Origin of the sequence: Paraburkholderia sp. J12, assembly GCF_905220215.1 — a bacterium.
Taxonomy (GTDB): Bacteria; Pseudomonadota; Gammaproteobacteria; order Burkholderiales; family Burkholderiaceae; genus Paraburkholderia.
On sequence record NZ_CAJMZC010000001.1, the window covers coordinates 200,303 to 226,612 of the forward strand.

Annotated in this window: 28 protein-coding genes; 10 read left to right on the plus strand and 18 right to left on the minus strand. The window is 63.7% G+C overall.

Annotated elements, in window-relative coordinates; genetic code table 11:
* The first annotated feature begins 70 nt into the window (after positions 1-70).
* Complete coding sequence (locus tag U5760_RS00915; RefSeq protein ID WP_322008958.1) at positions 71-619, plus strand: TetR/AcrR family transcriptional regulator; 549 nt, start codon at positions 71-73, stop codon at positions 617-619.
* A 97-nt stretch (positions 620-716) separates the two neighbouring features.
* Here U5760_RS00915 and U5760_RS00920 read toward each other — a convergent pair whose 3' ends face one another.
* The 4 genes from U5760_RS00920 to U5760_RS00935 all read right to left on the minus strand — a co-directional run bounded on the left by U5760_RS00920 (position 717) and on the right by U5760_RS00935 (position 4,447).
* The gene (locus U5760_RS00920) at positions 717-1,040 is read right to left on the minus strand and encodes a DUF4148 domain-containing protein (protein WP_322009975.1); all 324 of its coding nucleotides are present in this window, start codon (positions 1,038-1,040) and stop codon (positions 717-719) included.
* A gap of 76 nt (positions 1,041-1,116) precedes the next feature.
* Entirely contained in the window at positions 1,117-2,205 is a 1,089-nt protein-coding gene (locus tag U5760_RS00925) for a porin (RefSeq protein ID WP_322008960.1), read from the minus strand.
* A 202-nt stretch (positions 2,206-2,407) separates the two neighbouring features.
* Complete coding sequence (locus U5760_RS00930; protein ID WP_322008962.1) at positions 2,408-2,938, minus strand: DUF1097 domain-containing protein; 531 nt, start codon at positions 2,936-2,938, stop codon at positions 2,408-2,410.
* 177 nt (positions 2,939-3,115) lie between these two features.
* A complete protein-coding gene (locus U5760_RS00935; protein ID WP_322008963.1) occupies positions 3,116-4,447 on the minus strand; it encodes an alpha/beta hydrolase family protein in 1,332 nt (443 codons plus the stop codon).
* A 339-nt stretch (positions 4,448-4,786) separates the two neighbouring features.
* On the opposite strand from U5760_RS00935, the gene U5760_RS00940 reads away from it, so the two are divergent.
* The 3 genes from U5760_RS00940 (at position 4,787) to U5760_RS00950 (ending at position 8,866) form a co-directional block, all read left to right on the plus strand.
* Complete coding sequence (locus U5760_RS00940) at positions 4,787-5,494, plus strand: TetR/AcrR family transcriptional regulator (protein WP_322008965.1); 708 nt, start codon at positions 4,787-4,789, stop codon at positions 5,492-5,494.
* A 159-nt stretch (positions 5,495-5,653) separates the two neighbouring features.
* Positions 5,654-6,838, plus strand: a complete 1,185-nt coding sequence (locus tag U5760_RS00945; RefSeq protein ID WP_322008967.1) for a thiolase family protein — start codon at positions 5,654-5,656, stop codon at positions 6,836-6,838.
* Positions 6,839-6,985: 147 nt separating this feature from the next.
* A complete protein-coding gene (locus U5760_RS00950; protein ID WP_322008969.1) occupies positions 6,986-8,866 on the plus strand; it encodes an AMP-binding protein in 1,881 nt (626 codons plus the stop codon).
* Positions 8,867-8,940: 74 nt separating this feature from the next.
* Here U5760_RS00950 and U5760_RS00955 read toward each other — a convergent pair whose 3' ends face one another.
* A complete protein-coding gene (locus tag U5760_RS00955) occupies positions 8,941-9,816 on the minus strand; it encodes an SDR family oxidoreductase (RefSeq protein ID WP_322008971.1) in 876 nt (291 codons plus the stop codon).
* 403 nt (positions 9,817-10,219) lie between these two features.
* Entirely contained in the window at positions 10,220-11,434 is a 1,215-nt protein-coding gene (locus tag U5760_RS00960) for a CoA transferase (RefSeq protein ID WP_322008972.1), read from the minus strand.
* Between the two features lie 356 nt (positions 11,435-11,790).
* Between U5760_RS00960 and U5760_RS00965 the strand changes: the two genes are divergently transcribed.
* Positions 11,791-12,228, plus strand: a complete 438-nt coding sequence (locus tag U5760_RS00965) for a thioesterase family protein (protein ID WP_322009976.1) — start codon at positions 11,791-11,793, stop codon at positions 12,226-12,228.
* Positions 12,229-12,255: 27 nt separating this feature from the next.
* Here U5760_RS00965 and U5760_RS00970 read toward each other — a convergent pair whose 3' ends face one another.
* The 3 genes from U5760_RS00970 to U5760_RS00980 form a co-directional block, all read right to left on the minus strand.
* Entirely contained in the window at positions 12,256-12,573 is a 318-nt protein-coding gene (locus U5760_RS00970) for a YnfA family protein (RefSeq protein WP_322009978.1), read from the minus strand.
* Between the two features lie 206 nt (positions 12,574-12,779).
* The gene (phnX, locus tag U5760_RS00975; RefSeq protein WP_322008974.1) at positions 12,780-13,583 is read right to left on the minus strand and encodes a phosphonoacetaldehyde hydrolase; all 804 of its coding nucleotides are present in this window, start codon (positions 13,581-13,583) and stop codon (positions 12,780-12,782) included.
* A 112-nt stretch (positions 13,584-13,695) separates the two neighbouring features.
* A complete protein-coding gene (locus U5760_RS00980; RefSeq protein WP_322008975.1) occupies positions 13,696-14,856 on the minus strand; it encodes a 2-aminoethylphosphonate--pyruvate transaminase in 1,161 nt (386 codons plus the stop codon).
* Positions 14,857-14,974: 118 nt separating this feature from the next.
* Here U5760_RS00980 and U5760_RS00985 point away from each other — a divergent pair, with 118 nt between their 5' ends.
* Positions 14,975-15,832 (plus strand): LysR substrate-binding domain-containing protein, encoded by an 858-nt coding sequence (locus U5760_RS00985; protein ID WP_322008976.1) that lies wholly within the window; start codon positions 14,975-14,977, stop codon positions 15,830-15,832.
* A 56-nt stretch (positions 15,833-15,888) separates the two neighbouring features.
* Here the strand turns inward: U5760_RS00985 and U5760_RS00990 are convergent, their stop codons facing one another.
* Complete coding sequence (locus tag U5760_RS00990; protein ID WP_322008978.1) at positions 15,889-16,110, minus strand: hypothetical protein; 222 nt, start codon at positions 16,108-16,110, stop codon at positions 15,889-15,891.
* Positions 16,111-16,359: 249 nt separating this feature from the next.
* On the opposite strand from U5760_RS00990, the gene U5760_RS00995 reads away from it, so the two are divergent.
* Positions 16,360-17,019: a phosphoribosyltransferase gene (locus U5760_RS00995; RefSeq protein ID WP_322008980.1), complete on the plus strand. Its 660-nt coding sequence runs from the start codon at positions 16,360-16,362 to the stop codon at positions 17,017-17,019.
* 76 nt (positions 17,020-17,095) lie between these two features.
* On the opposite strand, the gene U5760_RS01000 is transcribed toward U5760_RS00995, so the two are convergent.
* Positions 17,096-17,392 (minus strand): YciI-like protein, encoded by a 297-nt coding sequence (locus U5760_RS01000; RefSeq protein WP_322008982.1) that lies wholly within the window; start codon positions 17,390-17,392, stop codon positions 17,096-17,098.
* Between the two features lie 231 nt (positions 17,393-17,623).
* Between U5760_RS01000 and U5760_RS01005 the strand changes: the two genes are divergently transcribed.
* From U5760_RS01005 to U5760_RS01015, 3 genes are all read left to right on the plus strand, one after another.
* On the plus strand, positions 17,624-17,938 hold the full coding sequence (locus U5760_RS01005; RefSeq protein ID WP_322008984.1) for a PsiF family protein: 315 nt from the start codon (positions 17,624-17,626) through the stop codon (positions 17,936-17,938).
* 235 nt (positions 17,939-18,173) lie between these two features.
* Positions 18,174-18,641 (plus strand): hypothetical protein, encoded by a 468-nt coding sequence (locus U5760_RS01010; RefSeq protein ID WP_322008985.1) that lies wholly within the window; start codon positions 18,174-18,176, stop codon positions 18,639-18,641.
* Positions 18,642-18,837: 196 nt separating this feature from the next.
* Positions 18,838-19,425, plus strand: a complete 588-nt coding sequence (locus U5760_RS01015) for a YSC84-related protein (protein ID WP_322008986.1) — start codon at positions 18,838-18,840, stop codon at positions 19,423-19,425.
* A gap of 41 nt (positions 19,426-19,466) precedes the next feature.
* Here U5760_RS01015 and U5760_RS01020 read toward each other — a convergent pair whose 3' ends face one another.
* The 7 genes from U5760_RS01020 to U5760_RS01050 form a co-directional block, all read right to left on the minus strand.
* On the minus strand, positions 19,467-20,534 hold the full coding sequence (locus U5760_RS01020; RefSeq protein ID WP_322008987.1) for a glycosyltransferase family 4 protein: 1,068 nt from the start codon (positions 20,532-20,534) through the stop codon (positions 19,467-19,469).
* A gap of 272 nt (positions 20,535-20,806) precedes the next feature.
* Positions 20,807-21,973: an AAA family ATPase gene (locus tag U5760_RS01025; protein WP_322008989.1), complete on the minus strand. Its 1,167-nt coding sequence runs from the start codon at positions 21,971-21,973 to the stop codon at positions 20,807-20,809.
* Positions 21,974-22,091: 118 nt separating this feature from the next.
* On the minus strand, positions 22,092-23,498 hold the full coding sequence (gene otsA, locus U5760_RS01030) for an alpha,alpha-trehalose-phosphate synthase (UDP-forming) (RefSeq protein ID WP_322008990.1): 1,407 nt from the start codon (positions 23,496-23,498) through the stop codon (positions 22,092-22,094).
* Between the two features lie 173 nt (positions 23,499-23,671).
* Positions 23,672-24,028, minus strand: a complete 357-nt coding sequence (locus U5760_RS01035) for a Rap1a/Tai family immunity protein (RefSeq protein WP_322008991.1) — start codon at positions 24,026-24,028, stop codon at positions 23,672-23,674.
* 123 nt (positions 24,029-24,151) lie between these two features.
* The gene (locus tag U5760_RS01040) at positions 24,152-24,904 is read right to left on the minus strand and encodes an ankyrin repeat domain-containing protein (protein ID WP_415914014.1); all 753 of its coding nucleotides are present in this window, start codon (positions 24,902-24,904) and stop codon (positions 24,152-24,154) included.
* Between the two features lie 67 nt (positions 24,905-24,971).
* Positions 24,972-25,757, minus strand: coding sequence for a TatD family hydrolase (locus tag U5760_RS01045; protein ID WP_322008993.1), 786 nt, complete (start codon positions 25,755-25,757; stop codon positions 24,972-24,974).
* 16 nt (positions 25,758-25,773) lie between these two features.
* A complete protein-coding gene (locus U5760_RS01050; RefSeq protein WP_322008994.1) occupies positions 25,774-26,289 on the minus strand; it encodes an N-acetyltransferase family protein in 516 nt (171 codons plus the stop codon).
* Positions 26,290-26,310 lie beyond the last annotated feature (21 nt).

A 26,310-nucleotide genomic window follows, 5' to 3' on the forward strand; every position in this document is an offset into this window, starting at 1 on the left:
CATGACTGAGACTTCACAAAAGCGGCCCAGAGGGCGCAGCACACGGGTCAAGAATGCGGTGTTTGACGCAGTGGAAGCACTGTTGATCGAACGGCATGGCGAGATTCCGTCGATGCTTGAGATTGCGGAACGGGCTGAGGTCAACAAGACCAGCTTGTACAGACGCTGGGGAGATATCCGGAACCTGATGGCCGATGTCGCCGTCGATCGCTTGATCCGCGAAGAGCCGATTCCGACCGGCGGATCGGTGCGTGAGAATCTGGTGACCTGGGCCATGTCGATCGCGCACTCATTGAGCAATCAGCATTCGCTGTCGTTGCTGCGTGTCATGGCGATGACACCGCAGGTTTCGGCGCAAGAACGGGACATCATGAGGACTCCCATTGGACGGCGCCTGGAAGAACTGGATCAAATGCTCGATGTAGGGCGACAGTTGGGCGAGGTCGTGCCCAGTTCCGATCTGATTGTTGAAATCGTGCTGGCACCGCTCTATATGCAAGCCCTGTTTACCGGCTCAATACAGACGATGGAAAGTACGACCCGACGCGTGGATCGAGCATTCCTGCTAGCCAGTATTGATGCTGCGCCGGATTGCCCGCGCAATGGGTCGATTGATTGAGCGAATCGGTTGCGCGGGCAGGCGAACATCTCTACCGGGTCGGGCAGGGCGGCACGAATGCCAATCGGATGTGCGCCGATAACCCAATCGATAAGGACTACCTGGTGCCGGATGTTTTCGCGGCGTTTTGCAGATTTTGCGGGTAATTGGGATCGTTGAGGGCAGGTTGATATCCCGAGTCTTCGAGCCGCTTGAGTTCGGCATTCTTTTTGGCACGAGCTTGCTTTCGTTCGGCCTTGCGCTGTGCCTTCAACTCGGCCTTCGTGGGGCTGCTTGCGGAAGATGCCGCGGACGCCGGCGCGATTCCGGCCGGCAAGGTCGATGTTGACTGTGTTTGCGCAGCGGCAAAGTCGGAAATGAATGGTGCGAGCGCGAAAGTGAGTACGGCACAAACAGCACATCCAAAGCGGGGTGTGAGCATGGTAGCGTAGAGGAAAGTAATGGATCTTGAGGCAGCACGGGATGTCATCGGCGATGACAACACCGTTTCGGCGGCCCTAGAACAAGTGTCGAATGCCAACGCTGGCGCCAAAGGTTTTGCCGGCAGGATCGTTCAACGCGTTATTGATGGACAGGCCGATATCCATGCCGCCGTGGTTGTTCACGAGACCGAGCTGACCGTACAGCGTGGTGGTTTTGGACAACAGGTATTGAATGCTGGATGACGTCAGGAACGTGTGATTGTCCGGATTCCTTTCGTCGCGAACCTCGTAGACGGCCGCATCCACGATCAATGAAGGCATGAAAGCGTAGATGAGCCCCGCTCCGTAGACGTAAGCATCGAATGAATTTTGTACGTTGTACGAATTGAAAATGGCTTTAAGGGTGAGTTTGCCGAACTTGTAGCTCACGCCGAGCTCGCGTCCAACGAACGAAATGGTACTGGGCGGGATTGCACTGGCTTCCGGGCCGCCAGGGTTGCCGTTGTAGTAGGCCGCCGTCACCAGGAGCGATTTGTAGTGGTATTTGATGCTGCCCGAGTACTGCCTGCCGGCCTGAAAATCGCCGGCTTCTCCGCCCGGTGCGAACATGACACTTGCCTGCCAGCCCGCGATTTCCGGGCTCATATACGTAATGGCATTCGAATTGTATTGACCCGTGATACCCACAAGGGCGGCGGAAATATTCACACCTCCGCCAAAGTTCGCATTTGAGCGTGGATCGGTATAAAACTGCGCGATGGCGAACGGTGAGTATTGAAGGCCGGCTTTGATCGTTCCATACCCGGTGGACAAGCCGACGTTGGCCAGTCGCCCGAAGGCATTGCCGTTCGAATTGCGGAACGTGCCGTTGGCCAGACTGATGCCGCTGTCGAGAACAAAGGTGGCTGCCATGCCGCCGCCCAGATCTTCAGACCCGCTCATGCCAAACTGCGTGGACTGTTGCCCGGAGTCGTTGAACGACGTCTCGCTTCCGCCATTTCGGCCCGTGGACGTATTCAGTGACTTGTTGGTATAAAGGATGGAAGCGTCGAGGATGCCGAAGAGGCTGACGCTGCTTTGGGCATAGGCGTTTTGCCCTGCGGCCAGCGTGCATATTCCGGTAATGGCGAACACTATGAGTCGCCTTTGACCCGTTTTCAACATCAGGTTTGTCTCCTTTCAGGTAGTGAATCACTTATCCATACGCAGCGTTCGTTCGCTGGTGGCCCGTGATCCGCAGCCGGGCTCCAGTTCGGAGGAAGTCGAATGAATAAATTTATTATTAGTATTCCGATGTAACAGGCTCGAAATGGCTTCTGCAACGAAATTGTTGCCCTGGTTATTGGCTGCGACTGAATCGGATCGATTACTCCTTGGCTGAACCCAATCGCACGCGTTGCGTCAGATGCGCAATCCATCCCGCAAGAACGCCGACAGTAGTGGCGACGACGAGCGAGGAAAGCGACAGGTAGGTCGGGCCTACGTGGCTGGCGAGAAAAGCAATCAGTCCGAGGAATGTTGCAAGAACGTTGTTGAGGGGCCGTGCCGCGCGCACCGAGACGATGATGACGGTCGAGAGGAAGACGGCGAGCGGCAACGCGAGCAGGTGGATCTTGGGAATCAACCATTCCACGCCGAGGGTCGCTGCCATTCCAAGCGCGGTACCCAATACAAAATTGATCCAGCTCGCGATGACTTTACGCCAGCTCATCTCGCTTGTATGAAGGACAACCCATCCAAGAAGCATTGTCCAAACCGGCAACTTTGCCTTGTAGCAAACAACTGAAGCGATTGCCGCGATGACTCCGGACACCAGTGCGTGAAGCAGCAAGCCGGAGTGGGAATGGGTGGTGCGTGAAGGACTCTCGTTCTGCACCAACGTGCGTTGCATGTTCATTTTCGCCTCCTGTTTGTTTAGAAATGCTAATGATTATGGCGTTGGTTTTTGATGCGAAAATGTGCCTTCCTGAGCGCAACTGAAGCAGCCCGCGCCGCTTCAGTCGTCAGGCGGCTATCAACAAAGCGTCAATTCATTTTTCGAAACGAACGATTATGCTATCGATGCCGCGGCGGTTCATCCCAATGTCTCGTCAAGCCAGTCAAACATGCGTGCGTACGCCAGCCGGCTTGCGCCTTCCTCGCAATGGGCGCCTGCACCCTCGGTCGCGGTGAAGCGGATCAGCGTTTTCGGGCATGTCAGATGCTCGTAGAGCATTTGCGGCTGACCCTTGAAGAAGATATCGCTCTCTGCGTCGCAGATCAGGGTGGGGCAGCTGATCTTCTCGGCGATGCCGCCCCGAAGGTTGTAGTCGAGGGACTTGGCGACAAATTCGCGCGGCGTTTTTGCGCCCAGGGACCACATGCCCTGGGCGTAAGCCCACCGCGCCTCCGGGGACTTCTCCGCCGTGGCGGCCAGTATTGCGTCGATTTCCGGCGCTTGCTGTGCCCTCAACTGCTTCTCGAAGTCTGGCCACTTTTGCGCCGGTACGCGTGCCCGGGTCGGTCCCGCAAAATCGTAAAGACCATCATTGGCGATCAGCGCGGCCAGACGTTTTTCGAAAGCAGCCGCCCGTGGGGCCAGCAGGCCGCCGAGACTTTCGCCCATCAGGGCAATCCGCTTCGGATCGACGCCGGGCAGTTTGAGCGTGAAGTCGACGACCGGGGTCACGACCTTGTCCCAGTCGGGACGGAACACGAGGCCTTCGCGATGGATCGGACCGTATTGTCCGGGGCCATCGAACGTCAAGACGTTGTAGCCGCGCTCCACGGCGGCGCGCGCGCCGTCCATATGCATCTCTTCGGCGGAGCCGTCAAAACCCGAATGCAGGATCAAGGTCGGGCGCAGACCCGGTGCAGCGGTCCGATGGAAATAGCCCGGTAGCGTCGTATGCTCATAGGGGATTTCCACGGGTTCGATTGGCAACTCGTATAGCCTGGCGGCCTGCTTGTAGGAGTCGACCGATAAACGATATGCGCGCATGATTCGCGGATCGTCGCCGGATGGACCGTGCAGAAAAAATTCGGAAGTCCGGTAGTAGGTCGAGGCGCGTAGATAGCTGTCGCGGGCGCTGACCTTGTGGCCGCGAGCGAGTTGTGCCGCCGCCTCTTTGCTGACGCGATCCGCTACCGTGTTCCACTCGACGTACCAGCTGTCATAGTCGCCCGGCGTGATACGCGATGCGGTGCTCAACACCTCGCCGAACAGGGCACCGCCATACTCGGCAGCGCCGAAAACGCGTTGCGTCTCGAACCAGAATTGCGAATCGTCCGGAAACAGCAGGCGAGGCGAGTGGGCCGTTTCTGGACGAGCCAGGTCCGGGGCACGCGCGCCAGGTTCTGCGGCGAGCAAGCCGTTGACATAAGTTAGTCCAAGTGATCCAAAGGCGAGGAATAGGCGGCGCTTCATGTGCAAAGATTCTCCGGGCTGTTGCCAGCCTTGTATGTCGTGAGCCCTATGGTCTATCGCGGACTCACCAACAATTTATTCAATGAAAAGATGACAGCGTCAATATAAGATCGTCAGATGGTGCGTGGCAAGGCGTATTCGACTCGGTGTTTTCCCCTGTCTTGCCGACCGTCGGCGACCTTGTCCTATCCATTCGCCCTAGGGGCGGAGGTATCGATTGCCTTCGCGGGTGGGCAAACTGCGGGGTAAAATATCCGCGCGGCCACGTTTAAATTCTCGGCGCCCGCATTCCCCGGGCGCCAGATCGAAAATCAGCGACAAGTTTTTTACGGTGACAACATGTCTTCACTTCCAGCCGAATTGACACCCACCAAGAAGAGCTCGTGGCATCACGGCAATCTTCGGGAGGAAATGGTTCGGCGTGGCCTCGAGCTGCTCGAGCTACGAGGCGCGACCGACCTGTCTTTGCGCGAGGTAGCCCGTCTTGCCGGTGTGTCGCAGACGGCGCCCACCCACCATTTTGGGGACAAGGAGGGGTTGCTCGCGGCGATCGCGTCAGAAGGCTTCCGGAAATTGATGGCCGAACGGCTTGGCGCCCTGAAGGATGGCTTGACGAAGGAAGAGCGGCTGCGCGTGGTGATGCGGGCCTATGTCAGCTTTGCGCTTCGGCACCCTGAGCTTTTCCACTTGATGTTCGGGCCGCGGATTGCGGACAAAAGAAAGCATGCCGAGCTGATGGACGCCAGCGTCGCTTCGTTCCAGTTCCTGAGTCATACGATCGCCGAGTTCCTGGCCGATCAGGTGGACCAGGAGCGACCACCCAGGTTTTCGGCTATCGCGGTCTGGTCGGGTATGCACGGCCTCGCGACTTTGCTGACGGACCGGGAAAGTGGCTTTTGCCAGGTGCCGGACGAGTTGGTAGAGGACGTCTGCCAGACGGTCTCCAGCGTGTTATTGGGGGGATTGCTCGCACCGCACGCCAGCGCGGCCGGGAAGGCGGTGCCGAAGAAAGCACGCCGGCGTACTGCGAAGCAAGACAAGATCTGAGCCGGGCAAACCCGCTCTCGTACGGCAACAAATCCATCGAAGCAGCCCGCCAGAGTGCGGGCTTTTTTTGTAATCGGCGCACGTGCGTATTCTGTTGACGCTATAACTTGACGTTGTCATAATCAACTCTCCCCACGGGGCTTGAGGCGCAGCCATCGAATGCCCGCAGCGGCACGAGCCGCAATTTCCCGCCGTCAGGAGACAAGAATGACCGACGTAGTAGTCGCGGGCTTCGCCCGCTCGCCGTTTCACTTTGCTCGCAAGGGCGCGCTTGCCGATGTTCGGCCGGACGACCTTGGTGCGAGCGTTGTTTCGGCATTGCTTCAGCGAACCGGAATCGCACCGGCGTCGATCGAGGACCTCGTCATGGGGTGCTCGTATCCGGAAGCCCAGCAAGGGCACAACGTCGCCCGAATCATCGGCTTTCTGGCGGGGTTCGGCACGGCTGTCCCGGGCGTCACGATCAACCGGTTTTGCGGCTCGTCCATGTCGGCGGTTCATTATGCGGCGGGCCAGATCGCGCTCGGCCTCGGCGAAGCGTTTATCTGCGGCGGTGTCGAATCGATGAGCAGTGTCCCGCAAGGCGGCTTCAATCGCTCGCCGAATCCGAAGCTTCAAGGCGACTTTCCGGCTGCCTACTTCCCGATGGGCATTACGGCCGAGAACGTGGCGCGCGAATTCGGTGTGAGCCGGCAGGATCAGGAGGAACTGGCCGTTCTCTCGCACGCCAGGGCCTCGCAAGCGCGGTCGACAGGTCGCTTTGTCGACGAAATCGTTCCCATCGAGACCGCTAACGGACTCGTATCGGAAGATGGTTGCATCCGCCCCGGCACGAACGCGGAAGCGCTTGCCGGTCTGAAGCCGGCATTCATGGAAGAGGGGAGTGTGACGGCCGGCACGTCGTCGCCCTTGACCGACGGCGCATCGGCAACCCTGATTTGCAGCGCCAGGTTCGCGGCCGGTCATGGACTGGTGCCGCTCGCCAAGATCCGGAGTGCAGCCGTTGCGTCGTGTGATCCTGCGTTGATGGGCATCGGTCCGATTCCCGCCACCCGAAAGGCGCTGGCACGCGCCGGTCTTGCGGCGAGGGATCTCGACATCGTCGAGATCAACGAGGCGTTTGCGAGCCAGGCGCTGGCATCCATTCGCGAGCTCGACCTCGATCTGGATACCGTCAATATCGATGGCGGGGGGCTCGCGATCGGTCACCCGCTCGGCGCGACGGGTGCGCGGATCGTCGGAAAGGCCGCGTCGTTACTCCAGCGTCATGGCGGACGCTTCGCGCTCGCTACGCAGTGCATCGGGGGTGGCCAGGGTATCGCCACCCTCCTTGAGGCAGTGTGACCGGAAAGCGCGGTTTCTCCGTCGCGGGTTGGAGCCAGTCGAAGCCGGCGAGCAACAAGTTGATCGTCGGGCAGCAACGCGTGTATGCGCGTCTGGCGACCGGGGCGGGGCCGAATAATCAACATCGGAGACACATCAGGAACGTCTATGTCTTCTGAGCACACTCATTTTGCCGACCTTCCGTTCCGGGACGCCGGCTTTCGCGAACCCTCCGTCATCGTCGAAAGGCGCGAGCCTGGCGTCCTGCTGTTGCGCTCGGGTCATACTTTAACCGGGCGTCCCGCCTGTACCGTCGACTGGCTTGCGCACTGGATCGAAAAGCGTCCGCATGCACCGATGCTCGTCGAACGTGACGGGTCCGGTGCGTGGCAGACCATGACTTGCATGCAGGTATGGGAAGCCGTTCAGTCGATCGCCACGTCATTGCTTTGGGCGGGCGCGTCGCGGGAACGCCCGGTTGCGATCCTGTCTGAAAACTCGACAGAACAGGCTTTGTTGACGTGGGGCGCGCTTTACGCGGGCGTGCCCGTGGCGCCCATCTCGCCGAATTTCGCGCTGATGGGCGGCGACTACGGCCGTTTGCGCAACGCAGTGAGTCTTGTCAAACCCTACATCGTTTTTGTGCAGGATGCCGAACGGTTATTCGGCGCTCTGGCGGCTCTTGACGTGCCGCCTGAACGAACGGTGGCCGTCAGGAAGGCCCGGCCCGGCATGGTCCAGTTCGCCGACTGGGCGAAACAGACACCGGATCCGGATCTCGCCGCGAAGCATGCTGCGCTCACCCCCGATATGCCGGCGAAGTATATGTTTACGTCGGGATCTACGGGTATTCCGAAAGCCGTTGTGATCACGCGAGGCATGATGGTCGCCGCCCAGGAAATGACGGCTCATGTCTTCGAGCAGCCTTCGCAGACGCAGCCGGCCTATCTGGAATGGCTGCCGTGGCATCACGTCATGGGCGGCAACATCGTATTGAGCCGCGTGCTACGGTATGGCGCAACCCTCTATATCGACGAAGGGCGCCCGCTACCGGGCCGGTTCGACGCGACACGTGCGAACCTGCTCGATGTGGCGCCATCCAGTTACTTCAATGTGCCGGCCGGACTCGCGATGCTCATTGCCGAGCTGGAGCGCGATGAAGCGTTTGCCCGACACTTCTTTTCGCGGCTGGCGTATGTCTACTACGGCGGCGCGGTGCTGTCGCGAGAACTCTACGATCGCTTTCAGAAAATCGCAGTCACGATCACGGGCGCGCGCGTCATTCTCACATCCGCATTCGGTGCGACCGAGACGGCAGGCCCCGCGGTGACGCAGTACTGGGGGGTGGACGACGTCGGCTGCATTGGCCTGCCGCTGCCGGGCGTCGAATTGAAACTGGTCGAGGACAAGAACACGCCCGGCCGGTATGAGATGCGTATTCGCGGCGATAACATCCTTCGGGAATATCTGGACGCGCCTGAGCAGACGAAGCAGGCATTTGACGAAGAGGGGTTTTATCTCCTGGGCGATGCCGTTCGCTTTGTGGACCCGGAGCGGCCTGCGGCGGGTTTGCGATTCGCCGGTCGATTCGCAGAGGACTTCAAGTTGGCGAATGGTACCTGGGTACGAACCGCGGCACTGCGTGCGCGTGTTCTCGATGCGTGCGGTCCGCTGCTCAAGGAAGCGGTTATCGCGCACGACGGCGAGAACACCATCGGTGCAATGGCGTGGCTTGACCTCGCTGGATGCCGCAAGTTTCTGGGTTCGTCGGCCGATGTCGAGATGGAAGCCTTGTGCCGGAATGCAACGGTGCTCGCTGAGCTCGCACGTCGACTGGAAGCCGTCAATGCCGGTCAGACCGGTGCGTCGATGCGGGTTGAACAGTTAGGGTTACTGACCGATCCCCCTTCGATGCAGGCCGGCGAGGTGACGGACAAGGGCAATCTGAACCAGCGTGCCGTGATTGAACGCCGGGCGAGGGACGTCGAGCAACTGTTCAGTAGCCGGGATGGTTTGCGCGTGATCCCGCTCGGAAAGGTCGCGCAGTAAGGGGAAGGGCGCTGCTCTGCGCCTTGCCGTTCCGCCAGGTTGGGGAACGGCAAGGCGGCACAGATGACCGAAGATCAGGCCGTGCGTGCGGCGCGGTCGCGATCGTTGAGTTCGCGGATCGAATCGCGTGCCTGGGCCCAGTCTTCGTCGGTCCAGTCTTTGAAGTGATAGAAGTTGCCGCCGGTGGCGAGACTGTTTGCGCCGTCGATCGTCAACGTCTGCCCCGTCAGCCATTCGCAGCCGTCCGCCATCAGGAACGTCGCGAGATTCTGGAGTTCGTGCATTTCACCGGCACGACCCATCGGGCTGCTGCCTTCGGTACGGCCAGCGTCGGGGCGGCCCGGGTAAAGGCGCTTGCTCATGCCGTCGGTCGGGAAAACGCCCGGAGCGATGGCGTTCAGGCGAATGCCATAACGTCCCCATTCGACGGCAAGCGACCGGGTCATCACATTGACGCCGGCCTTGGACATCGAGGACGGCACGACGAACGGTCCACCGTTGAAGACCCACGTCACGAGAATGGACACGACACTGCCGCGATGACCACCGCTGATCCAGCGCTTGCCGACCGACTGGGTCACGTAGAACGTGCCGTGCAGGACGATGTTCGCAATGGCATCGAATCCTCGCGACGAGAGATCCTCGGTCCGGCTGACGAAGTTCCCGGCGGCGTTGTTGACGAGACCGGTCAGCGGGCCGTCTTGCCAGATGGCTTCCACCATATCGTCCACGGCTTGCGCACTGCGAATGTCGATGTCGTGATACTTGACGGTCCCGCCGTATTGACTCATCAGCTCATTGGCGGTCTCGGCCAGGACCGATTCGCGTCGTCCGCAGATGTAGACATCTGCGCCGAGCTGCAGGTATTTGGCGCTGATTTTCTTGCCCAACCCCGAGCCGCCACCGGTCACGAGGATCCGCTTTCCCTTCAACAAATCGCTTTGAAACATCTGCTATCTCCTTCGCCCTAAACGGGCCATGTCTTCGGTGCTTGTGCGCCGCTATTCGTATGTATCCACTTCGCTGCGATGCCAATGTAGGCATCGTAGCGAACCTCAACCGTCAAACTTTACATCGTCATGTTACTTGGGGATACTGGTTCACGCAACAGGTAAGCCGCGCCAGATAACGCCGAAGCGGTGAAACCCCCGCAGCAGCTTCGGGCGTCATGCTGAAGCCGGTACAGGCCGTGGCGCTATAAGTGAAGGAAACGCGAAGGAGGGTGCGCGGTGGGGTCGAACTTGGTGAGTGCGAAGGTCGTGAGGGGGAATTTCACTAACCCATCAAGCAGGTCATCGCCCAAGCCCCAAAGCCGGCATCCAGCTTTGGGAGCTTTTCTCTGGCATGACGCAATCAGGGTTGTCGAGCAATACGTGTAACGCCGAGTCGATCGAGATCCTCGATGTCTGCATCGCTGTATCCCGCCTCGCGCAGCACCTCCGCACTGTGTTCGCCGAGTCGCGGCGCGGGAGCGGTTTTGCCCGGAGGCGTACCCGACCAGGTCGTGGGCATACCGAGTGAGAGCATCCGGCCTTCGGTCGGGTGCTCTTCCTCACTGATGAAGCCGGTGGCGCGCAGATGAGGATCCACCAGGAGATCATCGAGCGAACGAACGGTTTGATGGGGGATGCCGGCTTCGTCGAGCAACGCCTGCCACTCGGTGGTGGTTCGCGTAGGCATGATGCCGGCAATCCATCCGTACACCTCACGGATGTTGCGCGAACGGGCTTGCTGACTCGAGAAGCGCGGATCCTGCTCGAATTGCTCAGGATGGCCGACCAGGCGGAAGAATTCGCGCCAATGCCTGTCGTTGTAAATGAGAACGCACAAATAGCCGTCCGACGTTCGGAAAGGGCGCCGATAGAGGAGGCGGTCGTATCCTACCGGCCCCTGCTCAGGCTCGAACGTACGTCCTGCCATGTGATCGGCGAGGATGAAGTGCGCCGCACTTTCGAACATCGACACTTCGACTTGTTGCCCGAGCCCGGTTTTCTCACGAGCGAACAGTGCCCCGTTGACCGCGTAGACGACGTGATAGGCCGTGAGGCGATCGACCAGCGTAATGGGCGTATAGCTTGGCTCGGTCGCACCATACTGCTGCATCAACCAGGGAATGCCCGTTGCGCCCTGAATCAGTTCGTCGTAGGCGGGCAGGTCCGCATAGGGACCACGGCTATCGTAGCCCGAGGCACTGACGTAGATGATCCGCTTGTTGACCTCGGCGAGTGCGGCATAGTCGAGCGAAAGGCGTTTCATGGCCGCAGCCCGCACATTGGTAATCAGGACATCGGCATTGGCCGCGAGACGTAGCAGCGCGTCGCGCCCCTGGGGATGCTTGAGGTCCAGCACCACGCTTTTCTTGCCACGATTGTTGTGCAGGAAAACGTGTCCCATGCCCGCGTGCTTCGTGACGCCAGCGTTGCGGGCATTGTCGCCCTCGGGGGCCTCGATCTTGATGACGTCGGCACCGAGCTCCGCTAGCGTCAATGTCGCTAGTGGACCCAGCACGACCGAAGTCAGGTCGAGTATTCGTACGCCCGCCAAGGGGCCTTGATTCGATTGGGTCATGTAGTGGTTCCTGCAGACAGTGTCAACATTCAGGCGTGTTTTACTACCGCGCCGGAGTTATTGCGAACTAAACTTGACGATGTCATCTTACTCAAGCCAATTCGGGCCTGCAAGCCTCGATGTGAGGACAAGATGGACGTACAGGCGATGCCTCCAGGTCGAAGACGGCAGAGTGCCGTCCGTGCCCGGTCGCGCTACATCCGGGCCGAGCGGTCCTGTTGCGCGATATGGTCCGATGGTGCGTTACATCAAGACAGGCAATGTACGAACTACTTTGATACGGCAGATACGAGAGGCGGAGTGTGCCTGACGATTAACCATTCACAGCTAAGGTTGCTTGTGTTCCTTTATTTTACATAATACAAATTAGCAAAGTTTTTGACCAGTATTACTACTCCACGCATCTCACGGTGCGCGTCACCGACATCAACGGGGCCAATCACCTCGCCAACGATTCGATGATCTCGATGATTTCGGAGGCGCGTGCGCGCTTTCTGTTCGACGCCGGCGTCGAGGACATGAAAGAGGCCCATACGAGCATCATCGTCACGGACCTCGCCACGACTTACCGCGCCGAGGCCTATGCGCGCGACCAGCTTACCTTCGAAGTCGGCATCATGGACTTCAACAAATACGGCGGCGACATCATTTTCCGCATCACGCGCCCCGCCGACGGCGCCCTGATCGCCATGGCCAAATCCGGCTTCGTGTTCTTCGACTACGAGTCCAAAAAAGTCGTGCCGATGCCCGCAGCGTTCTGCGCGAAATTCCCCAACGTCAATACGGCGGCTTGAGCGGCACCTCGATCGCTGCCTTTGCGGCTAACGCGGCTGGAAGGCGATCAGCGCCATGCCGGCCAGCGTGAAAGCCATCCCGGCCCAGTCCCATGCGCTGGGCCGCACCGCCTCCACGGCCCAGAGCCAGAGTAGCGCCACGCACACATAAACGCCGCCGTAGGCCGCGTAGGTGCGCCCTGCCGCGCTCGGATGCAGCGTGAGCAGCCATGCGAACACTGCGAGCGAACAGGCTGCGGGAACGAGCCACCACACGCTCGCGCCTTCGCGCAGCCAGCGGTACGGCAAATAACAGCCGACGATTTCGGCCAGCGCCGTGGCCACGAACAGCAGGAACGTCTTCATCATGCGGTGAGGTCGCGAGGTGGCGATCGGGCCGCTCATGGTACCTCAGCGCACCGCACGCAACACGCCGATGCGCATGCACCGGCATTCGGGCTGCACTTCGGGCTGCCACTCCGGGCCGCACAAAAAGAGAAAGCGCGCCTCGCGTGAACCGCGAAGGCGCGCCGTCAAGCTACGACTCCATTGCGCGTATAACGCCGCCCTGCTTACGGACGCTCGCCGCGCGCGAGCCGGTTTTCGATCTCGCTCACCACGGGCAACAGATCGGCCACGCTGTCGATCACGTAGTGAGCGCCCGCGGCACGCAGGCGCTCCACGGCCGCTTCGCGGCGGCGCGTATATTCGTCCAGCGTCAGCGCATGCACTTCTTCTTCCGTCATGCCGAACGCGTTGCCGCTCACGGCCACGCCCACGGCCCACGTGCCGCCGTTCAGGCCTTCTTCGATGCCGACTTCGGTGTCGTCGACCTTGATCGCATCACGCGCGCGCCACACGCCGAGCTGCGGCAGCGTGCGATAGATCATGTACGGCGACGGCCGGCCTTCGGGCGTGTCGCCGGTGCACACGATGCTGTCCGCCTCGAAGCCCTGGGCCGCGGCGCCCGGCACGATCTGCTCGATGATCTCGCGCGTGTAGCCCGTGGTCGAGCCGATGCGCACGCCGTCGGCGCGCAGCGCGGCGGTCACGGCGGCCACGCCCGGAATCACGTCGCTGTACTGCGCGGCGACCGCGACGTTCTTCGGCACGAAGACGTCGTACACGGCGTCGATGTCGGCGTCGCCCGGCACGTGGCCGTAGCGCGCTTCCCATGCCTTCGCGACGCGCGGCAGCGCCATCAGCGCCGCGATGTGCGGGCGCTTGGCCATGCCCATCGGGCCGCGCGCCTCGTCGATCGAGATCGGCACGCCGAACTCGTCGAAGGTCTCGACAAAGGCGCCCATCGGCGCACGCGAACCGTAGTCCACCACGGTTCCGGCCCAGTCGAAGATCACTGCCTTAACGTGTTTCATTGCCGTATGTCCTGCGAAAGTTCTGCGTAGAGAGGTTCTTGCCTGAGATTCGCGCTTTTGCCGCGCTTTTGCCGCGCTGTCGTCGTGCTTTTTGCCGCGCCGTTGTCGTGCTTCAAGCCGCGAGCGCTTCGCGCGCGTCGAGCGAGGTCGCTTCGGGCGCGCCGCTCGCCACGCCCAGGGTGCGCAGCGCCGTGCCGCACGCTTGCACCACGCGCTGCATCACCGTTTCGTCGAGGGCCCCGATGCAGCCGATGCGGAAGCTCTCGACCGTGGTCAGTTTGCCCGGGTAGATGATGAAGCCCTGAGATTTCATGAGTTCGTAAAAGCGCTCGAAACTGAAGGCCGGGTCGGCCGGCGAGAAGAACGTCACGATGATGGGAGAGCGCCAAACCTCGGTGAGCAGCGGCTCGAAACCGAGCGAGCGCATGCCGGCCACCAGCACGTCGCGATTGCGGGCATAGCGCGCGAGCCGCCCCGGCTGGCCGCCTTCGAGCGTATGCAGGCGCAGCGCTTCGATGAACGCGGCCACCGTGTGCGTGGGCGGCGTGAAGCGCCACTGGCCCGTGCGGTTCATCACGTCCCATTGATCGTGCACGTCGAGCGAGAGCGAATGGCTGTTGCCCTTCGCCGCGCGCAGCACCTCTTTTTTCGCGATCACGAAGCCGAAGCCCGGCACGCCTTCGATGCACTTGTTGGCCGACGAAACGAACGCGTCGCACGGCAGCTTGCGCACGTCGAGCGGCACGGCGCCGAATGCGCTCATCGAGTCGATCAGAAGGCGTCGGCCGAGACGCGCCGTCACGGCCGCGATCTCTTCGATCGGATTCAGAATGCCGGAACTGGTCTCGCAGTGGACCACCACGACGTGCGTGATGTCGGCGTGGGCGGCCAGGATGCGCTCGATGTCGGCGGCGCGCGGCGGCAGATAGTCGCCGGTGTCGTGCACGGTGTGGCGGCGGCCCAGGTAGCGCAGCGTCGTGGCGATGCGCTTGCCGTAGGCGCCGTTGGCCAGCACCAGAACGTGGCCGTCGCGCGGCACGAAGCTGCCGAGCATCGCTTCCACGCAGTAGCTGCCGCTGCCTTGCAGCGGCACGCAGTCGTAGTTGCCCTCGGTGTCGCCGGCGATCGCCAGCAGGCCGCGGCGCAGCTGCGCGGTCATGGCGCGGAAATCGCCGTCCCACGAACCCCAGTCGCGCAGCATCGCTTCCTTGGTGGAGGCGGCCGTGGTGAGCGGTCCGGGGGTCAGCAGGTACGGTTCGGCGGGGGTGGTCATGCGGCGACTCCAGTCGGCGTTCAGCATCGAATGCCGACACGGTACCCCACGGCGGTGCATCGGTAAAATCGATATAATCGATGTCGATATAAGTTCAACTTATCGGAGCCGGATCGCCATGCAGTACGCCCAGTTACGCGCTTTTCACGCCGTCGCCGAGCACGGCGGTTTCTCGCGCGCCGCCCAGGCGCTCTCGCTCACGCAGCCCGCCGTCTCGGATCACGTGAAGCGCCTCGAGCAGGATTTCGGGGTCAAGCTCTTCGAGCGCGCGCCGCGCGGGGTGGAGCTGACCGAGCTCGGGCGGCGGCTCTTTGCCGTCACGCGGCAGATGGTGAGCTGCGAGCGCGACGCCCGGCGGCTACTGGAAGCAGCGGGCGCGCTGGAATCGGGCGAGCTTTCGCTGATCGCCGACGCGCCCGACCTCGCCATCAAGCTGGTCGGCATGTTCCGGCGCCGCTATCCTGGGGTGGTGGTGAAGCTCTCGATCGCGAACGCGACCGAGTGCATGCGCCGCGTGCTGTCGAGCGAGGTGGACGCGGCGATCACGGCGGCGCGTCAGGTGCATAGCCGACTGCAGACGCGCGTGCTGCGCGAGGAGCCGCTCGTCGCGGTGGTGCCCGCCGACAGCCCCGCCGCGAAAAAGCGCCGGATGACCTACGAGGAGCTGGTGCGCGAGCCGATGGTGTTCCGCGAAGCGCAGTCGGTCACGCAGCAACTGCTGGAAGCGGAGCTCGTGAGAAAAGGCCTGCAGGTGCAGCCCGTGCTCTACGTGGACGGCCGCGAGGCGCTGCAGACGGCCATCGCGCAGGGCGTGGGCGTCGGTGTGATCGCGTATGCCGAATTCGGCGAGTCGCGCCGCATCCGCATGATCCCGCTCGCGGATTGTCAGGTACGCATGGTGGAATCGCTCACGCGGCTCGCGGACACGTCGTCGTCGAACCTGCTCGACGCCCTCTTCGCCACCGAACTCGATTGAACCAGGACCGGCCGGTCAGCGCCCGCGGACCATCGCGCGGTCCCGGAGCTCAGACCTCAGGTCACGACGATATCCGTGCCCACGGCATGCAGCAGGTCGCGCAGCGCTTCGGCCTCTTCCATGCGCGCGCCGCGGCGCAGGTGAATGCGCACCGCCTGACCGGCAATGCCGTCCACCGGCCTCGACAGCCATAACTCGATCGCGAGCCCCAATCCATCGGGACGGTCGATGGCGACCGGTTCGACGACGCGCGGCTTGAAACAGGCGGATTCGGACATGGCTGGACCTCGTCGGCAGGCAGTGGCAAATTGTCGGCGGCTGTCGGCAGTGTCGGCAGTGACCTCTGCGATCAGCCCTGCCATCGTAACCACGCGAGGCCGCGGCACCAAACGACGAATACGCGTTAGCAAATAACGGCGCACGCGAGCGCGTCGCCGCAAGAATCGTTGGCATCCCTCTTTTTTTTCGCACGCGAGGCCCCGTGCCGCGTGGCACACTGACTGGATCGTTCCGTCTGGGAGCCGGTTGTGGAGCGCCCCTTCACCGATCGCCGCGAAGCAGGCCGCATGCTGGCCGGGCGTCTCGCCGCCTACGCCGGGCGGCGCGACGTGGTCGTGCTCGCGCTGCCGCGCGGGGGCGTGCCGGTTGCGTTCGAGGTGGCGACGGCGCTCGACGTGCCGCTCGACGTACTGCCGGTGTGCAAGCTCGGCACGCCGTGGCAGCCTGAACTCGCCATGGGCGCGCTGTCCTCGAACGGCGCGCAGTTCGTGGACGAAGCGCTGATACGCGAAGCGGGCGTGAGCGCCGGGCAGCTGCAAAGTGCGATTGCCACGGCGCGCATCGAACTGGGGCGCCGCGAAATACGGTATCGCGGCGAGCGGGCTCCGGTCCCGGTAGCGGGCCGCGTCACGCTGGTAATCGACGACGGCATGGCGACGGGGGCGTCGCTGAAGGCCGCGGCGCGTGCACTCGCCACGCTCGGCCCTGCGCGCATCGTCGCGGCATTGCCGGTGGCGCCCGTCGACGCGCGCGCCCGGCTGGGCAGCGCCGTGGACGAGGTCGTCTGCGTGCTCGCCCCCCAGCATTTCTACAGCGTTGGCCAGTTCTACTTCGACTTCGAGCAGGTGAGCGACGAGACAGTGCGCGCGTTGCTCGACAAGGCGGCCGATCATCCCGGCGCCGGCTGAGACCCGCTTCGCTGCACTGTCACGCCGCCGCCGCACGCCGATACCCCACGCCGGTGCCATAAATCGGCGCCGCAAATCATCGCACCGGGTTCGCCGCGCCCTCTCCCACCACCGTCTGCCAGGACCGCACGCGCCAGCTGCGCACGAGCCCCGCCGTAACGTAGGGATTCGCGCGGGCAAACGCCTCGGCGGCGGCGGGCGTGTCGCCCTGGAACAGCAGCAGCGCGCTATCGACGGGATCGGCCACAGCGCCCGCGAGCAGCAGTTCGCCCCGCTCCACCGCCGCCCACGCGAGCGCGAGATGCGCGCCGCGGTGCCCGGCGCGGCGTTCGAGGTAGTCCTCGGCGAGTTCGTACATCAAGAGCCAATGCATCGCGTTCTCCTGAACATTGCCGCCTGGACCCGGACGGCCCGGGCCACGCAGCGATTTAACACATTCTGCAACACGCGCGGTCAACCGCGGCCACTGCTGCCCCGTTTTCAGGGAGGCTTTGCCATAATGGTCGCGGCTGCGGCCACGACAGGCAGCCGGGGCGAAATGCCCGGACAGGGGCGGCCCGCTCGCACGACCACCAACAACGTCGATATCCCATGGGAGTCACCGATGAAGATGCAATCCGTTATTGCTGCAATCGTGCTGGGCGGCGTGCTGGCCGCACCGGCGTTTGCCCAGACCGCCGCGCCGGCTGCGGCGCCGAACAGCCAGCAGCAGAAGATGAAGGCGTGCAACGCGCAGGCCGCCGACAAGAAAGGCGATGACCGCAAGGCCTTCATGAAGCAGTGTCTTTCGGCGTCGGGCGCTCCGGCACCGGCCATGACGCAGCAGGAACGGATGAAGGCGTGCAACGCGCAGGCCGCTGACAAGAAGGGCGACGACCGCAAGGCCTTCATGAAGCAGTGTCTTTCGACGAAGAGCTAAACACCGGTTCTCCCTCGCAAGGCGCGCGGCGGCTCAGCCTGCCGCGCGCTTTTTTCATGCCCGCGGGGTTCTACCGGGCTGCGCGTTTTCCCCTGCCTTCACGGTCCGCACCCTTCAGGCCCGGCGTTTTTCTCCTATGATGGCTGCAACGGCAGCCCCGCCCAAGACGACATAACGCATACGCCATCGGGTTGCCGGTTGACGTTGATGCCAATGGCATCGAACGGAGGCGCAGATGGCATGGAGACACAAGAACCGCTGGTTTCGCCGCTGGCTGCTGGTGATCGTGTTCTGGCTGGTGCCGGTGATGATCGTCGCCGTGCGCGAGATCCAGGAGGAGATGGCCTATAACCGCGCAGACCTCCAGCGGGCGCTGACCACGTGGACCTTCACCGACGCCGAACGCGACGCCGGCGCGCCATTGCGCTGCCAGGGCACGCCCGAAGCGGCCCGCGCGGCGGGCTGCCCGGCCGACGTACTGGGCCAGAATGCCGCACGCTGGCAGGCGGCGCGCGACGAATACGCCATGCGCCGCAGCACTCTCTTCGGCTATCTCTGGCACGCGTTCGTGGGTTACTGGGTCGTCCCGGCGCTGACGCTTCTTGCCATCGGCATCGTGCTCGGCGGCGTGAAACGCGCGCTGCGGCGCCCGCCCGCGCAATCCGCGCCCAAGCCGGCGCCGAAACCCGTGCCGGAACGTTGATACCGCAACGCAACATTCCGGTCTACTGAAGACGACACCTGTGCCGGGAGACCCGCGCGGGCACCGCCTGCCCGGGCGCCGGGCGCTGCGCGCGTTCGACCAACCGTCTGATTTAACTATGCTATAACCGCCTCAGCCCGCATCGCCGGAACCCCGGCATTCGCGGCGCGTTTCCGGTCACCACACGGAGAAGAAGATGCAAAAATACGGCTTCATTCTGAAGGCCACCGTCGCCATTGCTCTCGCCAGCGCCGCACTCGCGGGTTGTACCACCACCGGCAATCAGCTACCCACCGCCGCCACCAACGACTCGCGCCGCCAGTCGATCGACGCGGGCGTGGACGGCACGCTCTCGCGCCTGTTCCAGACGGTTCCAGGCTCGCGTGAGCTGGTCGGCAAGGCGCGCGGCATACTCGTGTTCCCGTCGGTCGTGCAGGCGGGTATCGTGGTCGGCGGCGAGCACGGCGACGGCTCGCTGCGCGTAGGCGGCAGCACGGTCGGCTACTACAGCACCACCTCGGCTTCGGTGGGCGCCACGCTCGGCGTGCAGTCCAAGTCGGTCGTGTATCTCTTCATGACCCAGGACGCGCTCGACACATTCCGCAATTCGAATGGCTGGTCGGCGGGCGGCGACGCTTCGGTCGCGCTCGTGAAGGTCGGCGCGAACGGCAGCATCGATACGACCACGGCCACCAAGCCCGTGGAAGTGTTCGTGCTCACCAACAGCGGCCTGATCGGCGATCTCTCGCTCGGCGGCACCAAGATCACGCGCCTCGACCTGTAAGCGGGCCCCGCCCTGAGGCGGCACGTTTGCGAGCGCTCAGCTCAGCTCGTGGACGTGTCGATCACCTTGAAGCGCGAGCGCTTGTTCGCGCGGATGACGCTCTGATACGCCTCCACGTATTGCTGCGCCATGCGGCGCGACGTGAAGCGCTCCTCGAAGCGGCGCCGCACACCGGCGCGCGGCACGCGCGCGAGGCGGTTCACCGCGGCCACGGCACCGATTTCGTCCTCGACGATAAAGCCCGTCACCCCCTCGTCCACCACTTCCGGCACCGCACCGCGATTGAACGCGATCACCGGCGTGCCGCACGCCATCGCCTCGATCATGACGAGGCCGAAGGGCTCCGGCCAGTCGATCGGAAACAGCAGCGCATGTGCGCCCGAGAGAAATTCGGCCTTCTGGGCATCCGAAATTTCGCCGACGAATTCGACGCCGGGCAGCGCGAAGAGCGGCTTGATCTCGCGCTCGAAATACTCGCGGTCGGCCTCGTCCACCTTGGCCGCAATGCGAATGGGCAAGCTGCAACGCTGGGCGATGCGAATCGCCGTATCCACGCGTTTTTCCGGCGAAATGCGGCCGAGGAATGCAAGATAGCGCGGCTCGACGGGCTGCGGCGTATACAGCGCTTCGGGCAAGCCGTGATAGACCGTGCTGAGCCATCTGGCCTGCGGCATGGGCTGGCGCTGCGCATTCGAAATGGAGATGACGGGCGCCGTGTTGAAGGTATCGAAGACCGGCTGCTGCTCGGGCAGATCGAGACGGCCGTGCAGGGTCGTGACGAACGGCGTGTCCTGGCGCTTGAACACCGAGAACGAGTAGTAGTCCATATGGAAATGCAGCACGTCGAACTGGTCGGCCTGGCGGCGCACCATCTCCATGAGCAGCATGTGCGGCGCGATGCGGTCGCGAATGGCGGGGTCGAGCCGCAACGCCCTCGGCCACACCGGTTCGAGCTTTGCCCGCGTGACCGAGTCGCCGCTCGCGAACAGCGTGACCTCGTGGCCGAGATCCACCAGCGCTTCCGTGATGTACGACACCGCGCGTTCCGTGCCGCCGTAGAGCTTGGGCGGTACCGACTCGGTCAGCGGGGCGATCTGCGCAATTCTCATGGGAGTCTCCGGGAAGCTGGGCGGGTGCGCTTCGGGGGCTGCGCCCGCCTTGACGTCCGATCTATGTCAGCCTTGATTGTAAGGCAATGCGAAGACGGGTCGCACGGCCCTCATGTCCTGTCATGACGGCCCGTCTGCACAAGCTTGCACAGTCTTGGGTTTGCAATTCGCATGCCCGCGCCGTCGCGCCGGGCCATTCGAGACGCTTCGGAACGACCTATATCTGGAACGACCTGTAGTCAGCATACGGCCAGCACGTGGTCAGCACACGTTCAGCGCGCGGGCCACTTCCACGGCGGCACGTCCAGCGCGTCGGCGTCGGCGAGCGCGGTGGCGCCCAGCTTGCGCTCGAGCACGATCGACTGGCTTTTCGCCTCGCGCTCCAGCGCCGCGACGAGACGCGTCGCATGCGAGACCACGAGCACCTGCGAATGCTGCGACGCCCGCGCGATGAGCCGCGCGAGCGACGGCAGCAGATCGGGATGCAAACTCGTTTCCGGTTCGTCGAGCACGAGCAGCGCGGGCGGGCGTGGGCTCAGGAGCGCCGCCGCGAGCAGCAGATAGCGCAGCGTGCCGTCCGAAAGCTCCGCGCCGCGCAGCGGCCGCAGCAGCCCTTCCTGGCGCAAGGCCACCTCGAAGCGCCCTTCGTGATTGACGATCTCCACGCGCGCGCCCGGAAAGGCGTCGGCGACGGCCGTATCGAGCGCGGCGCCGTCGCCGATCTCGCGGATGGTCTGCAGCGCCGCGGCGAGGTTCGCGCCGTCGTCGGCGAGCACCGGCGTATGCGTGCCGATCTGCACCTGGCGCGCGGGAGCAAGCTCGTCGGTGCGGAAATGGTCGTAGAAGCGCCACGAACGGATCTGCTCGCGCACGGCGATCATCTCCGGCGCGCTGCGCGGGTCGGCGAACTCGGTCATCATGCTGTCGAAACTCGCCACGGGCTGCGCAAGCGTCGTCCAATCGGCGCCGTCGCCGCGGATGCGGATCATCGGCCCCTGCCGGTCGACGAGCAGCGCCGAAGGCCGCAACAGCGGCCCGCTCCAGATGCATTCGCGCTTGATCACCGGGTCGAGCGAAAACTGCGAGGTCGAAGACGGCAGCGGCAGCCCGAGGTCGATCGCGTAGCCGAACGCGTCGCCGGCGAAGCCGAGGCGCAGACTCACGGCATCCTTGCGCACCGTTCCCTGCACCGGCATCGCACCCTCGAGCACCGCGCGCGAGAAGCGCTCGGGGCCCGCCCAGAGCGTCGACTGCAGGCCGCCTTCGCGCGCGAGCGACGTGATCACGCCACCGCGCGCGGTAAGCGCAAGCAGGCGCAGCGCGCGATAGAGGTTCGATTTGCCGCTGCCGTTGGGCCCGGTGATGACGTTGAGCGGCCCGAGCGGCACGATCAGTTCGCGCAGCGAGCGGTAGTTGGCAATGGCGAGCGTGGTGAGCATGAAGCGACGAGGCAAGCAATTTCTGGCGGCGCGATCGCTGGATCATAGCAATCGCGCGCCGCCCTGCGCGTTTCGCTGCGCGACATGGGGCCCTCCCGCCCCCTCGCTTCAGCTCCGCTCAGTGCGCTCGCGGCACGTTGCCCAGGTCGCGCAGGAAGGTATCGCGCCAGACGCCGAGATCGTTGCGCCGCAGCGCCTCCATGTTGGTCTCGTAGCGGGCCTGGCGTTCGGGGAGCGGCATCGAGAGCGCCTGCTGGAGCGCTTCCGACATGCCCGCCGCGTCGTGCGGGTTCACGAGCACGGCGCCTGAGAGTTCGGCGGCTGCGCCCGCGAAGATCGAGAGCACGAGCACGCCCGGGTCGGCGGGATTCTGTGCCGCCACATATTCCTTCGCGACGAGATTCATGCCGTCGTGCAGCGGCGTGACGTAACCCACCTGCGACTCGCGAAAGAGCGACATCAGCTTCCAGCGGTCGTACTGCTGGCTCAGGTAGCGAATGGGCGTGTAGTCGAGGCCCGAGTAGCGCCCGTTGATGCGGCCGGCCTCGCGCTCCAGTTCCTCGCGGATCTGCTTGTAGCTCGCCACGTCCGAGCGCGTGGGCGGCGCGATCTGCACGAGCGTGACCTTGCCGCGCCACTCGGGCGAATGCTCGAGCAATTGCTCGAACGCATGGAAGCGCTCGACGAGCCCCTTCGAATAATCGAGCCGGTCCACGCTCATGATGAGCTTGCGCCCTTCCAGGCTCTGCTTGAGGTCGAGCACGTGCTGGCGGCTCTCGTAGCGCGCGGCCTGCTCGGCGATCTCGTCCGGAAACACGCCGATCCGGTACACGCCCGTGCGCAGCTTGCGGCCATAGGCTTCGATCCCGGTGTTTCCCGTGTCGCCCACGGGGCCGGTGATCTTGCCGCGCGCTTCGCGCACCACGTAGTCGTGAAAGGCCTGCTCGTCGTTGCGCGTCTGGAAACCCAGCAGGTCGTAGCAGCACAGCGACTTCACGAGTTCCTCGTGCGGCGGAATGGTCTGCAGCACTTGCGGCGAGGGAAACGGAATGTGCAGAAAGAAGCCGATGCGGTTCGTCACGCCTTCGGAGCGCAAGGCTTCGGCGAACGGAATCAGGTGATAGTCGTGGACCCAGATGTTGTCGTCGGGCTCGATCAGCTTGACGAGCTTGTGCGCGAGCCACGCGTTCACGCGGCGATAGCCTGCGTACTCGTCGCGCTCGTAGCGCGCGAGATCGTTGCGATAGTGGAAAACCGGCCAGAGCGTGGCGTTCGAAAAGCCTCGGTAATACTGGTCGTAGTCCTTGCGTGTGAGGCCGACGGTCGCGAACGTGACCGGGCCGTCTTCGACGAGCGAAGGCCCCGCGTTCGCCACCGTTTCGCTCACGACGTCGCCGCTCCAGCCGAACCAGACGCCGCCCGCATCCCTGAGCGCGCCGAACACACCCACAGCGAGCCCGCCTGCGGAGCCCTTCGTTTCCGTGGGCGTGGCCACGCGGTTCGACACGACGATCAATCTGCCCATCCGGGCCCCCTCGCACGTGATGCCCCCGCGCTTTGCGGGCGCCATTCCGGGCACAAGTCTGTGATGCCCTCTCCACAGACCCTAGCACGGAGCGTGCCGCAAGACCGACGGGCACCGCCGCGGACACCCGAGGCCGGCTTGCCGGCCGCGCCGGCGGGCCGCCCCGAAGGCGATCAGCTACCCGACTTGCAGGGGAATGCCTTGCCGAGGCCGAGCGAAATGGCCGTGCTGGCGTTGTAGCCCGCGACGTTCGGGTTATCGGCGATGTACTTGCGCACCGCGTCGGTCAGTTGCGCCGAGCGCGCGTCCGGCGGCAGGCAGAAGTACTGGCCCACGCGCGGCCCGGTCGTGCCGCCGATCGCATCGATCGTGTTGAACACCCCGTCGGCGGCACCTTCGATATAGGCCGCGCAAGCACTGCGCGACGCCACGTCGGTCTTCGTGCACAGCCGGTTCAGATCGCTCGCCGAGAAGGCAAATGCCGATAGCGGCAGGACGAGCGCACCGGCGCAAATCAGAGCCCGCAGCATGGTTCTCCTTGATTCGTTACGTGTGGGGCGGCGCCGGATCGCACTCGTTGTTCAGCTGGCAAACCACCGGGTTGCACGCTTGCGGCGCCGCAGCCGCCAGTCGGTCCGCTGGCGGCAATCCCGTTATTTTGCACCGTTTTGCGGAGCGGCCGTATTGTCGGACTGGCCGGACTGGCTGCCCGACTGCGCCATGCGCGCCGAGAGGCCCTTGATCGCATCGGGCGCCTTGTACTGTTTGGCGAAAGCGAGTGCGTTCATGCCGATCTGGTTCTTCGCGTTGATGTCGGCGCCGTTGTCGAGCAGGAGCTTGAGCGTCGAGATGTGGTCGCCGCGCGCGGCCATCATGAGCGGCGTCGTGCCGTTGGGCGACTGCGCATCCACATACGCCGAGTAGCCGAGCAGCAGCTTCGCGACATCGTCGTTGCCGTTGGCGGCCGCGTAGTGCAGCGGCGTCCAGCCCTTCTTGTTCACTTCCGCGCCCTTCGTGATGAGCAGCTTCACGAGATCCATGTCGCCGTTGAGCGAGGCCAGCATCAGCGCGTTTTCGCCGGCGCTGTCTTCGGCGCCGATCTTCGTCTTCGGGTTGTCGAGCAGCACTGCCGCCACCTTGTCGGACTTCTCGCGCGCGGCCAGCACGAGGAGCGGCATGCCCTTGTCGTCGGTGGCGTTCGGGTCCATGCCGTCGGCGATATCTTTGGCGACGGCCTTGTCGTCGTCGAACTTGACGGACTTCACGAGCGAATCGATCGACGCAGCGTGCACCGGCGCCGTGGTCAGCCATGCCGCGCTCAGGCCGAACGCGAGGGCGGCGGTCATGCGCCGCACGGACGCGGCACGGACGGTGGAGACGGTGGGCGTAAGCGTTTTGAAGTTCATGTCAAGCCTTAGAATTTCTCAGTATCTTGTTGATAATAAACAACATCGGCAGCACCGCGCCACCCATTCAGACTGCTGCGGGGATCTTGAAGAGCCGGAAGAAGTTCTGCGTGGTGGCCTCGCCGAGTTCGGCGTCGGCGAGCCCGCGCTGCTGCGCAATGTATCTTCCGACATGGCTCACATACGCAGGTTCATTGGGTTTGCCCCGAAAAGGCACCGGCGCCAGGTACGGCGAGTCCGTTTCGATCAACAAACGCTCGATGGGCACGCGGCGCGCGACGTCCTGTACCTCGGTCGCGCTCTTGAAGGTGACGATGCCCGAGAGCGAGATGTAGAAGTTCTGCGCCAGCGCGCGCTCGGCGATCGGCCAGGGTTCCGTGAAGCAGTGCATCACGCCGCCGGGCACGCCCGCGCGCTCCTCTTCCATGAGGCGCAGCGTGTCGTCGGACGCCGCGCGCGTGTGGACGATCAGCGGTTTCATCGTGGCGTGCGCCGCGCGGATATGGGTGCGAAAGCGCTCGCGCTGCCACTCCATGTCGGCAATCGTGCGCTCGCCCAGCCGGTAATAATCGAGCCCCGTTTCGCCGATCGCCACCACCTTGGGATGCGCGGCCAGCTCCACCAGTTCGGCGAGACCCGGCTCTTTCACGTCCTCGTGGTCGGGGTGCACGCCGACCGAGGCATACACGTTCTCGAAGCGGTTCGCGATGTCGAGCACCGAAGGCAGCGTCTCCAGATCCACCGAGACGCACAGCGCGTGCGTGACGGCGTTCGAGCGCATGTTTTCCAGCACCTGCGGCAGACGGTCGGCGAGACCTTCGAAATTGATGTGGCAATGCGAATCGACGAACATGGGCGGCCCTGCGGGTTCAGACGGCGGCAAGCGCGGTGTCGAGCCGCTTGCCGAGGATGATGAGATCGCGCTCGACGCCGTCGAGCACGGCCACGCGCGGGAGCGTTCCCCACGCCGTGAAGCCGAAGCGCTGGAAGAGCCGCATGCTCGGCGCGTTGTGGCCGAACACGAAGCCTAGCACCGTATGGATGTCGAGCCCCGGCGCGGCTTCGAGGGCGGCGGCGAGCAACTGGGCGCCGAGTCCCTTGCCGCGCGCGGCCTCGTCGAGATAGATGCTGACTTCCGAGGTATGGCGGTAGGCCGGGCGCCCGTAGAAGTCGGAGAAGCTTAGCCAGGCGATCACGCGCCCCGCCTCTTCGACCACCCACAGCGGCCGCGTGGCGGGCCCGTGCGCCTGGAACCACGCGAGGCGGCTTTCCACGCTGATGGGGTCGAGATCGGCCGTGACCTGGCGCGAAGCCACGGTCGAGTTGTAGATGGCGACGATGGCGGCCAGATCGTCGAGGGTGGCGTCGCGGAAAGCAAGACTCATGGTGCGGGATATCGGCTGGGG